Origin of the sequence: Salmonella sp. SA14318 (assembly GCF_029866905.1) — a bacterium.
GTDB lineage: Bacteria > Pseudomonadota > Gammaproteobacteria > Enterobacterales > Enterobacteriaceae > Salmonella > Salmonella enterica.
On sequence record NZ_CP123282.1, the window covers coordinates 1,405,770 to 1,424,380 of the forward strand.

Sequence of the window (18,611 nt, forward strand, 5' to 3'; positions counted from 1 at the left end):
GACACCCGTGTGTTATAGCGTTTTATCCGTTTCCGCAATAAGCGCATGTAAATAAGGCTGCGCGTTTTCATCGCTTTTACCGGGAATTTTAACGATATAGGGCTTTCCGGTGATGGACGACGACGACGCGACTTTATCGATAAACTGTTCGGCGGTGTCGATACGATTGCGCGTGTTGCCCAGTTTTAAGCGCAGGTGCGATACGGCTTCCTCGCAGTTATGCGCATCACCGTTACGAACGAATGTCAGATCCTTTTTCTGCGCCAGCGCATTAAGCATGGCGTTAATGCGCGCTTCTTCGTGGGCGTTTAGCTTCGCCCAGGCGGGTAGGGCCAGCAGGAGCGCAACGACGGCGCAGACAATTTTCTTCATGGTAAAATCCTTTTTCATGCGATAATTACTGCACCTCAGACCGTTAGCCGGGTAATAAGTTGCACTCCTGGTGGGGTTATTTCTGTGAGTGCGCCAGCGTGAGTTCATCCAGAAAACGCCACAGCTTTTCATTCATCTGCTGGTAATCCCATGCGCGCATCTCGGCGACCGAGCGGATAAAACGCTTCCCTTGCGCGTCGGCCAGCTCCTGCTGCGAATGTTGGATTAATCCTTCAACCGCCTCAGCGGTAAATTCCATATGACACTGGAAGCCGTAGACAAAATTGCCGTACTGCACTATCTGACGTGGACAGCCTTCGCTTTCGGCCAGCACGGTCGCCTGATCGGTGAGTCCTGGCATATCGTTGTGCCAGTGGCCGACGGTTAACGGGGAGCCAAAGTGGGCGATAAGCGGATGCCGCAGACCGGCTTCAGTGAGCGTAATAGGGTAGTGACCAATCTCTTTTTCCGGACTTTGGCACACAGCGGCGCCCAGCGCCTCGCCAATGAGCTGCGAACCAAGACAAATGCCGATAACCATTCGCCGGGCCGTAATCGCCTGATTAATTAAGTGCTGTTCGGCGCGAGAGTCAAAGTACGGGCACTCTTCGCGGGTGGTGCGCGGCGACTGCGGACCGCCAAATACCACGAGCATATCGAACTCATCGGCATTGGGCGGTAGCGCTTCTCCGGCATAGACGCGCGACCATGAAATGGTATAACCGCGATCTTCAGCCCATTTCAGATAAGCGCCAGCGGATTCAAACGACTCATGGACAACAAAATGAACTCGCACGTTATTTTCTCCTGTTAGCGATTTAGCGCCTGATGGATATCAGCCGCCAGCGTGTTGATCTCGCTGTCATTTAATGTCGACAGCGTGATACGTAGACCGTGAGACGGCGCGCTTACGCCAAAGGCTTCTCCCTCACGTACCAGCCAGCCGGATTTTGCCAGCGTAAACGCGGTAGCCTGGCTATGGGTGTCCAGCGGGAGCCAGGCATTCACGCCGTCGCCGGGAGAAATGGCGATGCCATATTGCTGTAGGGCGCGGGCCAGTTTTTGTTGCCGGGCGGCGTAAAACAGCCGCGTTTGCGCCAGCCTGTGCTGATACTCAGGGTCGGTCAGGCAGGCGTAGACCAGATCCTGTAACAGATGGCTGACCCACTGACTACCGGCATTTAGCCGCAGCCGAAGTTTTGCCGAGGTCGCGCTGTCGCTGGCGACAATAGCAAGACGTAAATCAGGGCCGAGGGCTTTGGAAACGGAGCGTATCACCGCCCAGTGTTGCGTTGTCTGCGCAATAACCGGCTGCCAGGGCGACGAAGAAAGTAGAGCGAAGTGATCGTCGATAATGACCAGTACCTGAGGGTAACGCGCCAGCATATTTTGCAGCGCAGCGGCGCGGCGAGCGCTCAGGCTACAGCCGGTAGGGTTGTGCGCGCGCGGCGTTAAGATCACTGCCCGCGCGCCCTGGTTTAGCGCCTGTTCCAGCTTTTCAGGCTGCATTCCTTCGCTATCCACACTGACCGGGTTGGCGCTAAAACCGGCATAGCGCAGCATATTGATACTGCTTAAAAAACAGGGATCTTCCACCGCGACGCTGTCGCCCGGCAGCAGATGTGCGCAAAGCAGTCTTTCGATAGCGTCGATAGCTCCGCTGGTGATATCAATTTCACCTGCGACGGGGGTGGCATCCCGTAGCCAGCGCGCCGCCCAGGCGTGTAGTTCAGGGGAAACGGGCGCATCGCCGTAGAGATGCGGCGTGCGGCTGAGACGGGCAAAATAACGGCTAAGGTCAGGCAGACGCTGCGGATCGGGATTGCCGCCGGAAAGGTCGTGCAGAGGCGTATGCGGATCGCCGCCTTCCAGTGCTACGGGAGACGGACTGCCTTTAATCACCGTCCCATTGCGGCCTAAACTTTGCGCCAGTCCCGCCGTTATCAGCCGTTTATACGCCGCTGCGACGGTATTGCGGTTCACCTTTAATTCGCTTGCCAGCTCCCGTACCGGCGGGAGCGAATCCTTCGCCCGTAACGTGCCGGCGATAATGTGTTGACGGATACTGTCAAAAATTTCGTTAGCGGTTTTTCCGTCGATCATTATTGACCTATGACAAAATGAATTTTAGCATATGACAATGATAATGAGGCGGTAGCCTGCTGTCCAGCGAGAGGAAAATTTTATGGGACAAGAGAGTGATATTCAGTCAGTGCTCTTCGACGACAACCATCGGGCGTTACAGACCGATATCGTCGCCGTCCAGTCACAGGTCGTGTACGGCAGCGTAGGCAACAGTATCGCTGTTCCGGCCATTAAAGCGCAGGGATTACGCGTGACGGCGGTCCCGACGGTGCTGTTCAGCAATACGCCGCACTATAAAACCTTTTATGGCGGCATTATTCCCGCCGAGTGGTTTGCAGGTTACCTTACGGCGTTGAATGAGCGCGATGCGTTACGTGAATTAAAAGCGATTACCACCGGTTACATGGGCAGCGCAGACCAAATTGTCTTGCTTTCGAAGTGGCTAATGGCGATCCGGGCTTCGCATCCGGAGGTGTGTATTCTTGTCGATCCGGTCATTGGCGATACCGACAGTGGAATGTATGTGCAGGCGGAAATTCCGCAGGCTTATCGCACACATTTGTTGCCGCAGGCGCAGGGGCTAACGCCGAACGTATTTGAGCTGGAGATGCTGAGTGGTAAACCGTGTCGCACGCTGGAAGAGGCGGTGGCGGCGGCGCAATCGCTGCTTTCCGATACGCTGAAATGGGTGGTTATCACCAGCGCGCCGGGCGAATCTCTGGAGACCATAACGGTTGCCGTCGTTACCGCGCAGGTCGTGGAGGTCTTTTCTCATCCGCGGGTGGCGACGGAATTAAAAGGGACGGGAGATCTCTTCTGCGCCGAGCTGGTCAGCGGTATTGTGCAGGGAAAAAAACTGACGACCGCGGCAAAAGATGCGGCGCAGCGCGTGCTGGAGGTGATGACCTGGACACAGCAGTGTGGCTGTGATGAGTTAATTCTGCCGCCGGCAGGGGAGGCGCGATGAAGAGTTATCGGCTGGTCGTTCGCCAGCAGGGACGTATCGTGGGGCATTTTGAAACGAGCGGGCTGGACGCGCTGGAAGATATTTGCGTAGCGCGGGCGATGTTTGGCATCACTGGCGGCTATCAGTGCGAGTTGCAAGTGTCCGATTCCGAACGCAGGATGCTGGAGAGTGGCCCGGATGGGATGAAGATCCTGATGCGCGAGAAGTGCTTTCGCCCGGTGACCTCGCAGTTGTAACCCGTGGATTGGCGCTGAAATGTTCGCAACCTTGTAGGCCTGATAAGCGTAGCGCCATCAGGCAGTGCGCTGCACCATCGCCGGATGGCGGCGCAAGTACAGGCAAAAAAAATGGCGCCCAAAGGCGCCATTCTTCACTGCGGCAAGAATTACTTCTTAATGCGGATAACCGGAGTTTCACCCACGGTCACGCTACCGGACAGTTTGATCAGTTCTTTGATTTCATCCATGTTGGAGATAACAACCGGAGTCAGGGTAGACTTGGCTTTTTCTTCCAGCAACGGCAGATCGAACTCGATGACCGGATCGCCAACTTTCACGCGCTGACCTTCTTCAGCAATACGCTTGAAGCCTTCGCCTTTCAGCTCAACGGTGTCGATACCGAAGTGAACGAACAGCTCAATGCCGCTATCGGATTCGATAGAGAACGCATGGTTGGTTTCAAAGATTTTGCCGATGGTACCGTCAACAGGGGCGACCATTTTGTTACCGGTTGGTTTGATAGCGATGCCATCACCAACGATTTTTTCAGCAAAAACTACATCCGGCACGTCTTCGATGTTGACGATCTCGCCAGAGAGCGGGGCAACAATCTCAATAGTTCCGGTGTCTTTCTTATCATCAGAAACCAGAGATTTTAGTTTATCGAACAAACCCATGATCTTCTCCTAAGCAGTAAATTGGGCCGCATCTCGTGGATTAGCAGATTGTTTTTTCTTCAATGAACTTGTTAACCAGCGTCATTAACTCGTCCGTTGTCGGTTGAGCAAGAGCCTGCTCTGCTAACACCTTCGCATCTTCGAAGTTCGTGTTACGGATAATCTTCTTAATGCGCGGGATAGAAATGGCGCTCATAGAGAATTCGTCCAGACCCATCCCCAGCAACAGAAGTGTAGCACGTTCGTCGCCTGCAAGCTCACCACACATGCCAGTCCATTTACCTTCAGCATGAGAAGCATCAATAACTTGCTTGATCAAGTTCAGTACGGACGGTGACATTGGCTGGTAAAGGTGTGAAATCATATCATTACCACGGTCAACTGCCAGGGTGTACTGCGTTAAATCATTGGTGCCGATACTAAAGAAATCAACTTCTTTGGCTAAATGACGCGCAATTGTCGCCGCAGCCGGTGTTTCCACCATCACGCCAATCTCAATGCTTTCGTCAAATGCTTTACCTTCGTCACGCAGTTCCTGTTTGTAGATTTCAATCTCTTTGCGCAGCGCGCGAACTTCTTCAACAGAGATGATCATCGGGAACATAATGCGCAATTTACCGAAAGCGGAGGCACGCAGAATCGCGCGAACCTGGTCACGCAGGATCTCTTTGCGATCCATGGCGATACGCACGGCGCGCCAGCCCAGGAACGGGTTCTCTTCTTTCGGGAAGTTCATGTACGGCAGCTCTTTGTCGCCGCCAATGTCCATGGTACGGACGATAACCGCCTGCGAGCCGCACGCTTCAGCGACCGCTTTATAGGCGGTAAACTGCTCTTCTTCCGTCGGCAGCGCGTCGCGATCCATGAACAGGAATTCAGTACGATACAGACCAACGCCTTCCGCGCCGTTACGCTCAGCGCCTTCAACGTCGCGAACGGTACCGATGTTGGCGCAAACTTCAACCTGATGTCCATCCAGCGTGATTGCCGGCAGATCTTTCAGTTTTGCGAGTTCCGCTTTCTCGGTCGCAACCTGCTCCTGGACGGCGCGCAGTTGCTCAATAACATCGTTGGTCGGGTTGACGTAAACCTGGTTGTTTACGGCATCCAGAATCAGATAGTCGCCGTTTTTCACCTGAGAGGTGACGCTACCGGTACCTACGATCGCTGGCAGTTCCAGAGAACGCGCCATGATGGAGGTATGAGACGTGCGTCCGCCCGCGTCGGTGATGAAGCCCAGCACTTTCTGCAGGTTCAGCTGTGCAGTTTCTGACGGCGTCAGGTCAGCGGCAACCAGGATAACTTCTTCCTGAATCGCGCTCAGATCGATAATGGCCAGACCCAGGATGTTGCGCAGCAGGCGCTTACCAATATCACGTACGTCAGCCGCACGCTCTTTCAGGTATTCGTCATCCAGTTCTTCCAGGGCAGTGGCCTGACCTTCGATAACTTCATGTGCGGCTGCGTCAGCCGTCATGTGCTTATCTTTAATCAGGGCTATGATTTCCTGCTCCAGCTCCTCATCTTCGAGCAGCATAATATGCCCTTCAAAGATGGCTTCTTTTTCTTCACCGAACGTTTCACCAGCTTTTGTCTTGATCGCTTCCAGTTGCGCAGATGCCTTGGCACGACCGCTCAGAAAACGTTCAACTTCCTGATCAACCTTGTCGGCAGAAATTTTTTTCCGGTCAATGACGATTTCGTCTTCTTTCAGCAGCAGTGCTTTGCCGAAAGCGATACCCGGGGATGCTAAAATGCCTGAAATCATAACCCTACCTTACTTGTGACTGATTTTTAAAAGAACCCGGAAAAAAACTTACTCGAGTTCCGCCATCAGTTTGACCAGATGTTCAACCGCTTTCTGCTCATCTTCACCTTCTGCGGAGATGGTGACGACGGTGCCTTGAGTCAGGCCCAGAGTCTGCAGTTTAAACAGGCTTTTCGCGCTGGCGCTTTTGCCGTTGGAAGTCACAGTAATCTCAGAAGTGAAGCCTTTTGCTTCTTTAACAAACTGAGCAGCAGGGCGGGTGTGCAGACCGTTCGGAGCGGTAATGGTAACTTCTTGCTGGAACATTGTATTTCCCCAACTTATAGGTTTAGTGTTGTGGAACTAAAGTCTAGCCTGGCGGCTCAACTTTAGCCTGTATTGTTAGCGCCGGCGTAAACGGGACGCGACACAAAAGGTGTTCTACGCAATCCGTTGCTGGCAACTTATGGCCGCTGACGTTTCGCTCGTCATTAAACATTATGCCGCGAAAGGAAGATTTGAACCAAATCATAAAATCGATTCAGCTAACGCTTTTCCTGTAACGATTAATTTCGCGCATCAAAATAATTAGTCTGGTTAAATACCAGTTCCGGCAGGGTGAATCAATGCCAGGTGAGGTGAAAGTTTGAAGCAGGCCACAAAAAAGCACCCAAAAAGGTGCTTTTTTACGCGTTTTTAACATGCTGGCATCACTGTTGCAGTTCTTTCTCAGTAAAGAGATCGGCGAACAACGCGGTGCTCAGATAACGCTCACCTGATGAGGGTAGGATAACCACAATATTCTTATTGGTAAAGCTTTCATCTTCCTGCAGCTTAAGCGCTGCAGCAACTGCGGCGCCGGAAGAAATTCCCGCCAGAATACCTTCCTCTTCCATCAGACGGCGCGCGGTAGAAATGGCTTCTTCATTGGTGATGCCAACCACTTTATCAATCAGTTTCAGATCCAGGTTGCCTGGGATGAAGCCTGCGCCGATGCCCTGAATTTTATGCGGGCCCGGTTTGATCTCTTCACCAGCCAGCGCCTGGGCGATAACCGGGGAGTCAGTGGGTTCTACCGCAACGGTGATAAGATCGGTTTTACCCTTCGTCCCTTTGATATAACGCGTGACGCCGGTTAACGTACCACCAGTGCCGACGCCGGAGATAAACACATCCACCTGACCATCGGTGTCTTCCCAGATTTCCGGGCCGGTGGTTTTTTCATGGATTTCCGGGTTGGCAGGGTTGCTGAACTGCTGGAGCAGGAGATATTTTTGCGGATCGCTGGCGACAATTTCTTCGGCTTTCTGAATCGCGCCTTTCATCCCTTTCGCCCCTTCGGTCAGCACCAGATTCGCGCCTAATGCTTTGAGTAGCTTGCGGCGTTCAATGCTCATGGTCTCCGGCATGGTCAGGGTGAGTTTGTAACCGCGCGCGGCGGCGACATACGCCAGCGCAATACCGGTATTGCCGCTGGTCGGCTCGACCAGTTCCACGCCAGGTTTCAGTACGCCACGCTTTTCGGCATCCCAAATCATATTGGCGCCGATACGGCACTTGACGCTGAAGCTCGGGTTGCGCGACTCCACCTTCGCCAGAATGCGTCCATTACCGATACGGTTCAGTCGAACCAGCGGCGTATGACCGATAGTCAGCGAGTTATCTTCATAAATCTTACTCATGGCCTGTCCTTAACTGTATGAAATTGGGATACCTTCCCAGCATACCTTCCAGCCAGATATGGGGAAGTAAGGATTTCGCATATCTATATGCTGATGGGGAATAATGGTTATCAGTATGGAATAAGAGACAGCATAAGCCATCTCTTATTTATACATTTTTACGTTATTTCCATAACGCGTGCTTAGCACGCCAGCAATCAACCCACATTGCCGTCGCGCCACAGACGGCGACAGGCATAATGAACAGGTTAAGCACCGGAATCATCGTAAAGAGGCTGGTGAGCGCGCCAAATTGCATATTCGCCACCTTCTGCGTGCGCAACGCGGCGCGCATCGTTTTAAACGGCACTTTGTGGTTATCAAACGGGTAGTCGCAATACTGGATCGCCAGCATCCAGGCGCTGAACAAAAACCACAGCACCGGCGCGATGGTTTGGCCAATGCCAGGAATAAAATAGAGAACCAGCAGCACGATAGCGCGCGGCAGATACCACGCCAGCTTTTGCCATTCACGTTTCATAATGCGCGGTACATCTTTCATGATGCCGAGTATGCCGGTATCTGGCGGCGTTGCGCCGGTTAACCGCGCCTCAAGCTGTTCGGCTAAAAGGCCGTTAAACGGTGCGGCGATCCAGTTGGCGAGGGTAGAGAAAAAATAGCCAAAGACCAGCAGAACAGAAATAACCGCAATCGGCCACAGCAGATAGCTCAGCCATTGCAGCCAGTCCGGCACATGACTCATCAACGAAGGTATCCAGGCGTCAAGTTGGGTAAACAGCCACCAAAATGCGCCGCCCATCAGCACAATGTTGACCAGCAAAGGTAAAATAACAACGCGGCGGATTCCCGGTAGGGTGACTAACTTCCATCCTTGCGAGAAATAATAGACGCCGCTACGTGGTACGGTTGTGGATGATGAAACCATATTCAGGACATACTCCTTTTTCTTAAAGCCCTGGGTAAACGTGGGATATCTTACCCGGTTATCAGACGGTGGATAGTTCGGAAATGTTCGAAAAAACAGCAAAAAGCACATTTTCCTTCATCTTTATGCTGCGAAAGCCAACAGTACACTTGCACTTGACGTAATCGGCAAATACTCTTAGTGAGTAAATGTTTGCCGTGGTGGCAAGGTGTTAGAACAACAGAGAATATAATGATGCAGGATTTGCGTCTGATATTAATCATTGTTGGCGCGATCGCCATAATCGCTTTACTGGTACATGGTTTCTGGACCAGCCGTAAAGAACGATCTTCTATGTTCCGCGATCGTCCACTAAAACGCATGAAATCGAAACGCGACGACGACTCGTATGACGACGATGTCGAAGAAGACGAAGGCGTGGGTGAAGTTCGTGTTCACCGCGTAAATCATGCCCCCGGCCAGTCGCAGGAGCATGATGCCCCTCGTCAGTCGCCGCAACACCAGTACCAGCCGCCTTATGCGTCTGCGCAACCGCGTCCAGCGGCGCCGCCGCAGCCGCAAGCGCCGATGCAACAGCCGGTTCAGCAACCGGTCCAACCTGCGCCGCAGCCTCAGCAGGTTCAGCCATCTGCGCCGCCGGTACAGCCGCCGCAACAGCAGCCTGCACCGCCGTCGCAAGCGCCGCAGCCTGTTGCGCAGCCCGCGCCGCCGCCATCAGCGCAAACCTTCCAGCCTGCGGAACCTGTGGTTGAGGCGGAACCGGTAGTGGAAGAAGCGCCGGTTGTGGAAAAACCGCAGCGTAAAGAGGCGGTCATCATTATGAACGTCGCGGCCCATCATGGCAGCGAGCTTAATGGTGAAGTGTTACTGAACAGTATTCAGCAGTCAGGCTTTAAATTTGGCGATATGAATATTTTCCATCGTCATTTGAGCCCGGACGGCAGCGGCCCGGCCTTGTTCAGTCTCGCGAATATGGTCAATCCGGGAACGTTCGATCCTGAAATGACGGACTTCACTACGCCTGGCGTCACTATCTTTATGCAGGTACCGTCTTACGGCGATGCGCTGCAGAACTTCAAGCTGATGCTGCAATCCGCGCAGCATATCGCTGATGAGGTCGGTGGCGTCGTGCTGGATGACCAGCGTCGGATGATGACGCCGCAGAAACTGCGCGAATATCAGGACCGCATCCGCGAGGTGATGGACGCTAACGCCTGAGGTTAACGCAGGTGTGACATTTTTAACGTAACCCCCGCCTGTCGGGGGTTTTTTATCATTGATGGTGTGATATGGAACCAATCGAACAACAACTGACAGAACTGCGAACCACGCTTCGCCATCATGAATATCTGTATCATGTGATGGATGCGCCAGAGATTCCCGACGCCGAATATGACCGCCTGATGCGGGAACTGCGAGAGCTGGAGGCGCAACGTCCGGACCTTATCACGCCGGATTCGCCCACGCAGCGCGTTGGCGCGGCGCCGCTGACGGCATTCAACCAGATTCGCCATGAAGTACCGATGCTGTCGCTCGATAACGTATTTGATGAAGAAAGCTTCCTGGCGTTTAACAAGCGAGTGCAGGATCGTCTAAAAAGCACGGAAAATGTCATCTGGTGCTGCGAGCTAAAACTGGATGGCCTGGCGGTCAGCATTCTGTATGAAAACGGCGTGCTGGTGAGCGCTGCGACGCGTGGCGACGGCACCACCGGTGAAGATATCACTTCAAACGTGCGCACGATTCGCGCCATTCCGTTAAAGCTGCACGGCGATAATATTCCGGCGCGTCTTGAAGTTCGCGGAGAGGTATTTTTACCGCAGGCCGGGTTCGAAAAGATCAATGAAGACGCGCGCCGTACTGGCGGCAAAGTGTTTGCTAATCCGCGTAACGCGGCGGCGGGCTCGTTGCGTCAGCTCGATCCGCGTATTACGGCGAAGCGACCGCTAACATTTTTCTGCTACGGCGTCGGTATTCTGGAAGGCGGCGAGTTGCCGGATACGCATCTGGGACGTTTGCTGCAATTTAAAGCGTGGGGGTTACCGGTCAGCGATCGCGTGACGCTGTGCGATTCTCCCCAGGCGGTACTGGATTTTTATCACAACGTCGAAAAAGATCGCCCCACGCTCGGTTTTGATATCGACGGCGTGGTGATTAAGGTCAACTCGCTGGCTTTGCAGGAACAGCTGGGCTTTGTGGCCCGCGCGCCGCGCTGGGCGGTGGCGTTTAAATTTCCTGCTCAGGAGCAGATGACTTTTGTGCGCGACGTTGAGTTTCAGGTAGGGCGTACCGGGGCGATTACGCCGGTGGCGCGTCTGGAACCGGTTCAGGTGGCTGGTGTGCTGGTCAGCAATGCCACGTTGCATAATGCCGATGAAATTGAACGGCTTGGCTTGCGCATTGGCGATAAGGTGGTTATCCGTCGGGCAGGAGATGTGATCCCTCAGGTGGTCAACGTGGTTCTGTCCGAACGCCCTGAAGAGACGCGTCCAATTGTGTTTCCAACGCACTGTCCGGTGTGCGGATCGGACGTAGAGCGCGTCGAAGGCGAAGCCGTTACCCGTTGTACCGGCGGGCTGATTTGCGGCGCGCAGCGTAAAGAGTCGCTAAAACATTTTGTGTCGCGCCGGGCAATGGATGTAGACGGGATGGGCGATAAGATCATCGACCAACTGGTGGAAAGGGAGTATGTCCATACGCCAGCGGATCTGTTCCGTCTGACGGCGGGTAAACTGACCGGCCTGGACCGAATGGGGCCAAAGTCCGCGCAAAATGTTGTTAACGCGCTGGAAAAAGCCAAAGCGACGACCTTTGCGCGTTTTCTCTATGCGCTGGGCATCCGTGAAGTGGGTGAAGCGACGGCGGCGGGGCTGGCGGCTTATTTCGGCACGCTGGAGGCGCTGCAGGCCGCCACCATTGACGAGTTGCAGAAAGTACCTGACGTGGGGATTGTGGTCGCTACGCACGTCTTTAACTTTTTTGCCGAAGAGAGTAATCGTGATGTGATTGGGCAGCTACTGGCGGAAGGGGTTCACTGGCCCGCGCCGGTAGTCATTAATGTGCAAGAGATCGATAGCCCATTTGCCGGTAAAACCGTGGTACTAACCGGTAGCCTGAGCCAGATGTCCCGCGATGACGCTAAAGCGCGTTTAGTGGCGCTGGGCGCGAAAGTGGCAGGCAGCGTATCGAAGAAAACCGATCTGGTGATTGCCGGTGAAGCGGCGGGTTCCAAACTGGCAAAAGCGCAGGAACTGGGTATTACCGTGATTGATGAAGCGGAAATGATCCGCTTACTGGATGCCTGAGATGGAGAAAGAGCAGCTGGTTGAAATCGCCAACACCGTGATGCCGTTCGGCAAATATCAGGGACGTCGATTGATCGACCTTCCGGAAGAGTATTTGCTGTGGTTTGCCCGTAAAGATCAATTTCCGGCGGGTAAACTGGGGGAATTGATGCAAATCACGCTGCTGATTAAAACCGAGGGGCTGACGCAACTGGTGCAGCCCCTGAAACGCCCGCTTTAAGCTTTCGCGGCGCGGCTTTCCTGCTGCGCCTGTAACTTCTCGGTCTGGCGTTTGTAGCGCCGCGCCAGCCCTGCGCAGACCATCAGTTGGATCTGGTGGAAGATCATCAGCGGTAATACCATCATACCCAGCACTGACGTCGGAAACAGAATATTGGCCATCGGGATCCCGTTGGCCAGGCTTTTTTTCGAACCGCAGAAAACAATAGTGATTTCGTCGGCTTTATTGAAGCCGCATTTACGGGCGACAAAGACGTTAATAGCGATGACGATCGCCAATAGTATGAGGCTGACCACGACGATAAACAGCAGCGATCCCCAGCCGACTTTGTGCCAGATGCCGTTGACCACCGCTTCGCTGAACGCCGAGTAGACCACCAGCAGAATAGAGGTCTGATCCGTTTTCGCGATCCACTTTTTGTTGCGCGCGACCCAGTTGCCGATCCACGGGCGAGACAGGTGTCCCAGCACAAAAGGCAGCAGCAGTTGCAGCATAATTTTGCCCACCTCTTCCAGACTGCCCTGCGCGCCATGAATATTCATTACCAGACCGACCAGCAGCGGCGACAGGAAAATGCCCAGCAGACTGGACGCAGACGCTGAGCACACCGCGGCCGCGACGTTACCGCCCGCGAGTGAAGTAAATGCAATCGCCGACTGCACGGTGGCGGGCAAAATGCACAGATACAGAAAGCCACTGTAGAGCATAGGGTCGACATTGACAGGCGCCCACCAGGCAAACAGTACGCCGAGGACAGGAAAGAGCACAAAAGTGCTGCACATGACCCACAGATGCAACCGCCAGTGGCTGCCGCCAGCGATGATCGCTTCACGCGAAAGCTTCGCGCCATGCATAAAAAACAGCAGAGCGATAGCCGCTGTCGTAATGCCTTCAACGACAGGCACAAAGCTGCCTTCCGCCGGGAAAAAAGAGGCCAGTAGTACCACGGTGATAAGTGTCAGCGTGAAAGGGTCAAGGATTCGAAAAAGTTTCATAAAAACTCCTGAAAGTCGGTGCAGCTATTTTGCGTTTTTCGCTTTGAGAAATAAAATTGATTTATTGCATCTATATATGAATCTAGTCGATGAACTATTCACTGCGTCAACTGCGTATTTTTATTACCGTCGCCCAGGCCAAAAGTTTCAGTCGGGCAGGGGTCAGGATTGGACTGAGCCAGTCTGCGGTCAGTCATAGCGTAAAAGAGCTGGAGCGGCAAACCGGCGTCAGACTGTTGGATCGCACTACGCGTGAGGTGGTGCTGACCGAGGCGGGGCAACAACTGGCGACGCGTCTGGAGCGGGTGCTTGATGAACTGAACAGCATACTGCGCGATGCAGGTAGAGTAGGGACACAATTAACCGGCACCGTGCGCGTTGCCGCGAGCCAAACCATTTCTGCGCATCTTATTCCGCAATGCATTGCCCAAAGTAATTCACTTTATCCCGCTATTGATTTTGTATTGCACGATCGTCCGCAGCAGTGGGTGCTGGAGAGCATCCGCCAGGGTGAAGTGGATTTTGGCATCGTTATCGATCCCGGCGCAGCGGTGGATTTACAGTGTGAAGCCATCTTATCAGAGCCTTTTTTACTGTTGTGTCGCCAGGATCATCCGCTGGCGCATCAGGAATGGGTGAGCTGGCAGGATCTTAAACAGGCCTCGCTGGTTTTACAGGATTATGCTTCCGGCAGTCGACCGCTGATTGATGCGGCGCTGGCCCATTTTGCTATTGAGGCGGATATCGTGCAGGAGATTGGTCACCCGGCCACGCTGTTTCCAATGGTGGAAGCGGGAATCGGCATCAGCGTGCTGCCCGCGCTGGCGTTACCGCTCCCGCAGGGCAGCCACTTACAGGTTAAACGGCTGACGCCCGTAGTTGAAAGGCAGCTCATGCTGGCGCGGCGAAAAAACCGATCGCTCTCCACGGCGGCGCAGGCGTTGTGGGACGTGGTGCGTACTCAGGCCAGCGAATTAACCGCCGCGAGGGCGAAAGATCCGCTGTATCAGCTATAAATATCTATCTGTCCGTGCGTGAGGTGCGGTCTTGCCCTGCCATTTTTGACAGGGCAGTGTGTTAAAACAGGTATTTGATGGAATAAATAATGCCATCCTGCAGGAAGGATTCTCCTAACTTATTATCAGCGTAACGATATTGTACTCCTGCGGTCAGGTGAGGAGTCGCATTCCACCACAGCGCTACTGCGCCATTAATGCCATCTTTCCCGCCATTGCCCGCAGCGTAGGACGCATCGCGGTCAAACTCATACTCATTCCAGTTCGTTACGCTGAATTTCTCACTACCCAACGAGAAGCTATAGCCGGCCACCCAACCTAATACATAACCATTATCGCCTGTGTAGTAGGTTTGATCGGTATAACGTTTGGCAAAGAAGGGTTTAAACCAGTAACCGTTACCTGTGAAGTTATAGCCTAAACCATAGAGAAACATGTCATCATGGAAATTAGCGCGATGAGGTGAACCGTACGTCCCGTAGGCATGGAGATAGAGGTTTAATCCTGTATCGCCCAGATAAATACGGTTAGTATTTTTAAAGGTGTAACGCTGTTCGCTGCCGGGTTTAGCGTGGCGGCCATTGTAAAAATTTTCCCAGTCGAAAAACCCGTACATTTCTCCCCAGCTAAAATTCGCTCCGCCTTCCAGTTCCAGGTACCCAAAATCATCTTTATGAGATTTTTTACTGGTTTTTTCCGTGGTGTCTGATGTCCAGTCGAGGTAATGGAGGCCGATATCGGCGAACCCGCCTTTAAATTCCGCATGGGTGAGTGTGGGAATAATGAGTAAAGAAGAAAGCGTCAGAGTAAGAATTTTTTTCATAGCATATTTCCCTATGCCGATAATTATTAATGGGTTAATTAAAAAGAGGCAATTTATAAATATGAAAGCGGCATATTGTTAATATGAAGTGCAAGCAAAAACCAATACTGTTTTCCCTCTGTATTAATACAGAAGCGATCTAAATCTATCGATATTAAATGGCTATTGATGACACGTGAAAAGTGTATTGGTCAGCAAGGGGCGATGGTCGTTATAAAAAGGAGCCAAATTAAATCCGATAGAACAAGGAAACTTATGCCTCACGCTCTTTTTTCTCATAATCCTGAGTATTGTGTTGATATTATTCATGCACATAAACCGGCATTTACCCCGCGAGTCGCGTTTATTTTAGGCTCCGGGTTGGGTGCTCTGGCGGACCAAATCGAAGATGCGGTAGCCATTTCTTACGAGAAATTGCCGGGATTTCCCGTCAGCACCGTACACGGCCATGCTGGTGAACTGGTGCTCGGCCATCTGGCGGGTGTTCCGGTGGCCTGTATGAAAGGCCGCGGGCATTTTTATGAAGGGCGTGGAATGGCGGTGATGACCGATGCCATTCGCACGTTGAAATTACTGGGCTGTGAAGTGTTGTTCTGCACCAATGCGGCAGGATCTCTGCGTCCGGAAGTGGGGCCGGGTAGCCTGGTTGCGCTTAGCGATCACATTAATACGATGCCCGGTACGCCGATGGTGGGGCCAAACGATGATCGTTATGGCGATCGCTTCTTCTCGCTGGCTAATGCTTATGACGCGGATTATCGCGCCATGCTTCAGTCCGTTGCGGCAGAGGAGGGATTCCCCCTCACTGAAGGCGTATTTGTTTCTTATCCGGGTCCGAACTTCGAAACGGCGGCAGAAATCCGCATGATGCAGATTATTGGCGGCGATGTGGTCGGAATGTCCGTTGTCCCTGAGGTGATTAGCGCACGTCATTGTGGCCTCAAAGTTGTTGCCGTCTCAGCGATCACCAATCTGGCGGAAGGGCTGGGCGATGTAAAACTCTCCCATGCGCAAACGCTGGCGGCGGCTGAACTTTCCCGGCAGAACTTTATCAATCTGATTTGCGGCTTTTTACGTAAGCTGGCCTAAACACAATGACTACGGCCCCGTATTGGGGCTTTATCTCACGGCAAGGAATAAAAAATGGGTATTACGTCCCGCTTAAAAGTCATGTCGTTCTTGCAATATTTTATCTGGGGGAGCTGGCTGGTTACCCTGGGCTCTTACATGATCAACACTCTGGATTTTACCGGCGCGAATGTCGGTATGGTCTACAGCTCAAAAGGACTGGCAGCGATTATCATGCCGGGCATTATGGGGATCATTGCTGATAAATGGCTGCGCGCTGAGCGAGCCTATATGCTTTGCCATCTGGTTTGCGCGGGGGCGTTATTATACGCCACCACCGTTACCGATCCCCAGACGATGTTTTGGGTGATGTTGGTTAATGCGATGGCGTATATGCCAACGATTGCATTATCCAATAGCGTTTCGTACTCCTGTCTGGCGAAAGCAGGTCAGGATCCGGTAACGTCATTTCCGCCTGTGCGCGTTTTCGGCACAATAGGCTTTATTGTTGCGATGTGGACGGTGAGCCTGATGGGGCTGGAACTGAGCAGTGCGCAATTATACATCGCTTCTGGCGCATCGTTATTGCTGGCCCTGTATGCGCTGACGTTACCGAAAATTCCGGTAGCCGAGAAGAAGGCGAACACCACGCTTGTCAGTAAGCTCGGACTGGATGCTTTTGTTCTGTTTAAAAATCCACGCATGGCAATCTTCTTTTTGTTTGCGATGATGTTGGGGGCGGTGCTGCAAATTACCAATGTCTTCGGTAATCCATTCCTGCATGATTTTGCCCGTAATCCTGAGTTTGCCGACAGCTTTGTGGTGAAGTATCCCTCTATCTTGCTTTCAGTTTCGCAGATGGCGGAAGTGGGCTTTATCCTCACCATTCCGTTTTTCCTTAAACGCTTTGGTATTAAAACAGTAATGCTGATGAGCATGCTGGCGTGGACGCTGCGTTTCGGCTTCTTTGCCTTTGGCGATCCATCCCCGTTTGGCTTTGTGCTACTGCTGCTGTCGATGATTGTTTATGGCTGCGCATTTGATTTCTTCAACATCTCAGGGTCAGTATTTGTAGAGCAGGAGGTGGACTCAAGTATTCGCGCCAGCGCGCAGGGGCTATTTATGACCATGGTTAACGGCGTGGGGGCGTGGATTGGGTCTCTTTTAAGCGGTATGGCCGTGGATTATTTTTCTATTGATGGTGTAAAAGATTGGCAAACCATTTGGCTGGTTTTTGCCGCCTACGCTCTGGCATTGGCCGTTATTTTTGCATTGTTCTTTAAATATCAGCACCATCCAGAAAAACTGTCGACCAAATCATTAGCACATTAATTTTATTTGACTGGCGAGAGGATGTTCGCCAGTCCATTTTTATGAACAAGGACACAGCATGAAAGAAATTATTCTCTCCTCCGGTATTGGATTTGGTATTGGCGCATTTTTTACTTTATGCCGAATACCTATTCCTGCACCAAATGTTTTACCCGGGGTTTTATCTATTGTATTTATGTATATTGGGTATCTTGTCGTTAAATCTATTTTTTACTAAGTAATATGGTAAATTCCAGACGTTATCCTTTATTGCTGGAGTGCGATAGTGATGGAACGAGCCCATCGTATTGATCTAAAGCTATTACGTTATTTCCTCGCTGTTGCAGAAGAATTGCATTTTGGCCGGGCTGCTGCCCGGTTAAATATGTCACAACCTCCCTTGAGTATCCATATCAAAGAACTTGAACAGCAACTGGGTACATTGCTGTTTATTCGTCATTCCCGCAGCGTTGCATTAACCCATGCCGGGAAAGTTTTAATGGAGGAGTCACGTCGCTTGTTAGCCAATGCAAATCAGGCGCTGGCGCGAGTGGAGCAGATTGGTCGCGGTGAAGCGGGGCGCATTGAACTGGGTGTGGTTGGTACGGCGCTGTGGGGAAGAATGCGTCCTGCGATGCGTCACTTTTTGAAAGTAAATCCCAATGTTGAAGTACTTTTTCGCGAAAAGTCTCCAGGTATGCAAATGGCGTTGTTAGAGCGTCGGGAACTTGATGCAGGGATCTGGCGTATGGCTATCGAACCGGCAGTCGGTTTTACCAGCATACGTTTGCATGAATCTGCATTCATGGTTGCAGTTCCGGAAGATCACGATCTGGCATCCAGAGATTCTGTGCCGCTGGCGGCGTTGCGCAATGAATATTTTGTTACGTTGCCTTCCGTACATTCTGATTGGGGATTTTTACAACGTGTATGCCAACAGGCGGGTTTCTCGCCAATGATTATTCGGGAAGTGGTTGAGCCGCAAACGGTGTTGGCGATGATCAGTATGGGGATCGGGATTACGTTGATGGCTGATGGCTATGCGCAAATGAGCTGGCCGGGTGTGGTGTTCCGTCCGTTAGAGGAACGTATTCCGGCGGATTTGTATATTGTGTATGACCAGCAGCAGGCAACGCCAGCACTGGAGAAACTGGTGGCGGCGTTGACGGTATGATGTCTGTGCCGGATGGCGACTAACGT

20 protein-coding genes are annotated in these 18,611 nt (G+C 52.4%); 10 read left to right on the forward strand and 10 right to left on the reverse strand.

What is annotated here, in order from left to right:
- Nucleotides 1-12: 12 nt before the first annotated feature.
- From QEN32_RS06590 to ptsJ, 3 genes are read right to left on the reverse strand one after another with little or no spacing between them, the layout of a single operon-like run.
- On the reverse strand, nucleotides 13-390 hold the full coding sequence (locus QEN32_RS06590) for a YfeK family protein (protein ID WP_000710726.1): 378 nt from the start codon (nucleotides 388-390) through the stop codon (nucleotides 13-15).
- A gap of 58 nt (nucleotides 391-448) precedes the next feature.
- Nucleotides 449-1,168 (reverse strand): GMP synthase, encoded by a 720-nt coding sequence (locus QEN32_RS06595; RefSeq protein WP_001728959.1) that lies wholly within the window; start codon nucleotides 1,166-1,168, stop codon nucleotides 449-451.
- Between the two features lie 14 nt (nucleotides 1,169-1,182).
- Nucleotides 1,183-2,475 carry a transcriptional regulator PtsJ gene (gene ptsJ / locus QEN32_RS06600; RefSeq protein ID WP_265322246.1) on the reverse strand — a complete coding sequence of 431 codons (1,293 nt, stop codon included), beginning with the start codon at nucleotides 2,473-2,475 and terminating at the stop codon, nucleotides 1,183-1,185.
- Between the two features lie 82 nt (nucleotides 2,476-2,557).
- Between ptsJ and pdxK the strand changes: the two genes are divergently transcribed.
- Nucleotides 2,558-3,424, forward strand: coding sequence for a pyridoxine/pyridoxal/pyridoxamine kinase (pdxK, locus tag QEN32_RS06605; protein ID WP_023206500.1), 867 nt, complete (start codon nucleotides 2,558-2,560; stop codon nucleotides 3,422-3,424).
- Nucleotides 3,421-3,660, forward strand: coding sequence for a hypothetical protein (locus QEN32_RS06610; RefSeq protein ID WP_000844541.1), 240 nt, complete (start codon nucleotides 3,421-3,423; stop codon nucleotides 3,658-3,660). Before pdxK ends, QEN32_RS06610 begins: the two co-directional genes overlap by 4 nt.
- 149 nt (nucleotides 3,661-3,809) lie before the next feature.
- Here the strand turns inward: QEN32_RS06610 and crr are convergent, their stop codons facing one another.
- From crr to cysZ, 5 genes are all read right to left on the reverse strand, one after another.
- Nucleotides 3,810-4,319 carry a PTS glucose transporter subunit IIA gene (gene crr, locus QEN32_RS06615; protein WP_000522253.1) on the reverse strand — a complete coding sequence of 170 codons (510 nt, stop codon included), beginning with the start codon at nucleotides 4,317-4,319 and terminating at the stop codon, nucleotides 3,810-3,812.
- Nucleotides 4,320-4,359: 40 nt separating this feature from the next.
- The gene (ptsI, locus tag QEN32_RS06620) at nucleotides 4,360-6,087 is read right to left on the reverse strand and encodes a phosphoenolpyruvate-protein phosphotransferase PtsI (protein WP_135369686.1); all 1,728 of its coding nucleotides are present in this window, start codon (nucleotides 6,085-6,087) and stop codon (nucleotides 4,360-4,362) included.
- A gap of 48 nt (nucleotides 6,088-6,135) precedes the next feature.
- Nucleotides 6,136-6,393: a phosphocarrier protein Hpr gene (ptsH, locus tag QEN32_RS06625; protein WP_000487600.1), complete on the reverse strand. Its 258-nt coding sequence runs from the start codon at nucleotides 6,391-6,393 to the stop codon at nucleotides 6,136-6,138.
- Between the two features lie 383 nt (nucleotides 6,394-6,776).
- A complete protein-coding gene (cysK, locus tag QEN32_RS06630) occupies nucleotides 6,777-7,748 on the reverse strand; it encodes a cysteine synthase A (RefSeq protein ID WP_000036904.1) in 972 nt (323 codons plus the stop codon).
- 163 nt (nucleotides 7,749-7,911) lie between these two features.
- Nucleotides 7,912-8,673 (reverse strand): sulfate transporter CysZ, encoded by a 762-nt coding sequence (gene cysZ, locus QEN32_RS06635; protein ID WP_265322247.1) that lies wholly within the window; start codon nucleotides 8,671-8,673, stop codon nucleotides 7,912-7,914.
- A 231-nt stretch (nucleotides 8,674-8,904) separates the two neighbouring features.
- Between cysZ and zipA the strand changes: the two genes are divergently transcribed.
- From zipA to QEN32_RS06650, 3 genes are all read left to right on the forward strand, one after another.
- Nucleotides 8,905-9,891, forward strand: a complete 987-nt coding sequence (zipA, locus tag QEN32_RS06640) for a cell division protein ZipA (RefSeq protein ID WP_000983126.1) — start codon at nucleotides 8,905-8,907, stop codon at nucleotides 9,889-9,891.
- A 71-nt stretch (nucleotides 9,892-9,962) separates the two neighbouring features.
- Nucleotides 9,963-11,978 carry an NAD-dependent DNA ligase LigA gene (gene ligA / locus QEN32_RS06645; protein ID WP_023215012.1) on the forward strand — a complete coding sequence of 672 codons (2,016 nt, stop codon included), beginning with the start codon at nucleotides 9,963-9,965 and terminating at the stop codon, nucleotides 11,976-11,978.
- Between the two features lies 1 nt (nucleotide 11,979).
- Nucleotides 11,980-12,198, forward strand: coding sequence for a DUF3820 family protein (locus QEN32_RS06650; protein ID WP_001519708.1), 219 nt, complete (start codon nucleotides 11,980-11,982; stop codon nucleotides 12,196-12,198).
- On the opposite strand, the gene QEN32_RS06655 is transcribed toward QEN32_RS06650, so the two are convergent.
- Nucleotides 12,195-13,193, reverse strand: coding sequence for a bile acid:sodium symporter family protein (locus tag QEN32_RS06655; RefSeq protein ID WP_000765580.1), 999 nt, complete (start codon nucleotides 13,191-13,193; stop codon nucleotides 12,195-12,197). The genes QEN32_RS06650 and QEN32_RS06655 overlap by 4 nt on opposite strands.
- 89 nt (nucleotides 13,194-13,282) lie before the next feature.
- Between QEN32_RS06655 and QEN32_RS06660 the strand changes: the two genes are divergently transcribed.
- Nucleotides 13,283-14,209 carry a LysR family transcriptional regulator gene (locus QEN32_RS06660; RefSeq protein WP_024157186.1) on the forward strand — a complete coding sequence of 309 codons (927 nt, stop codon included), beginning with the start codon at nucleotides 13,283-13,285 and terminating at the stop codon, nucleotides 14,207-14,209.
- Between the two features lie 61 nt (nucleotides 14,210-14,270).
- Here QEN32_RS06660 and QEN32_RS06665 read toward each other — a convergent pair whose 3' ends face one another.
- Nucleotides 14,271-15,032 (reverse strand): outer membrane protein OmpK, encoded by a 762-nt coding sequence (locus QEN32_RS06665; protein ID WP_000722938.1) that lies wholly within the window; start codon nucleotides 15,030-15,032, stop codon nucleotides 14,271-14,273.
- A gap of 255 nt (nucleotides 15,033-15,287) precedes the next feature.
- Here QEN32_RS06665 and xapA point away from each other — a divergent pair, with 255 nt between their 5' ends.
- Genes xapA through QEN32_RS06685 form a run of 4 tightly spaced genes read left to right on the forward strand, consistent with a single transcriptional unit; the run spans nucleotide 15,288 to nucleotide 18,585 of the window.
- Nucleotides 15,288-16,121 (forward strand): xanthosine phosphorylase, encoded by an 834-nt coding sequence (gene xapA, locus QEN32_RS06670; RefSeq protein ID WP_001119755.1) that lies wholly within the window; start codon nucleotides 15,288-15,290, stop codon nucleotides 16,119-16,121.
- Nucleotides 16,122-16,175: 54 nt separating this feature from the next.
- Nucleotides 16,176-17,432: a nucleoside permease gene (locus tag QEN32_RS06675; protein WP_000513243.1), complete on the forward strand. Its 1,257-nt coding sequence runs from the start codon at nucleotides 16,176-16,178 to the stop codon at nucleotides 17,430-17,432.
- Between the two features lie 58 nt (nucleotides 17,433-17,490).
- Complete coding sequence (locus QEN32_RS06680; protein ID WP_000658727.1) at nucleotides 17,491-17,649, forward strand: DUF1427 family protein; 159 nt, start codon at nucleotides 17,491-17,493, stop codon at nucleotides 17,647-17,649.
- A gap of 51 nt (nucleotides 17,650-17,700) precedes the next feature.
- Complete coding sequence (locus QEN32_RS06685; protein ID WP_000438888.1) at nucleotides 17,701-18,585, forward strand: LysR family transcriptional regulator; 885 nt, start codon at nucleotides 17,701-17,703, stop codon at nucleotides 18,583-18,585.
- Nucleotides 18,586-18,611: the final 26 nt, after the last annotated feature.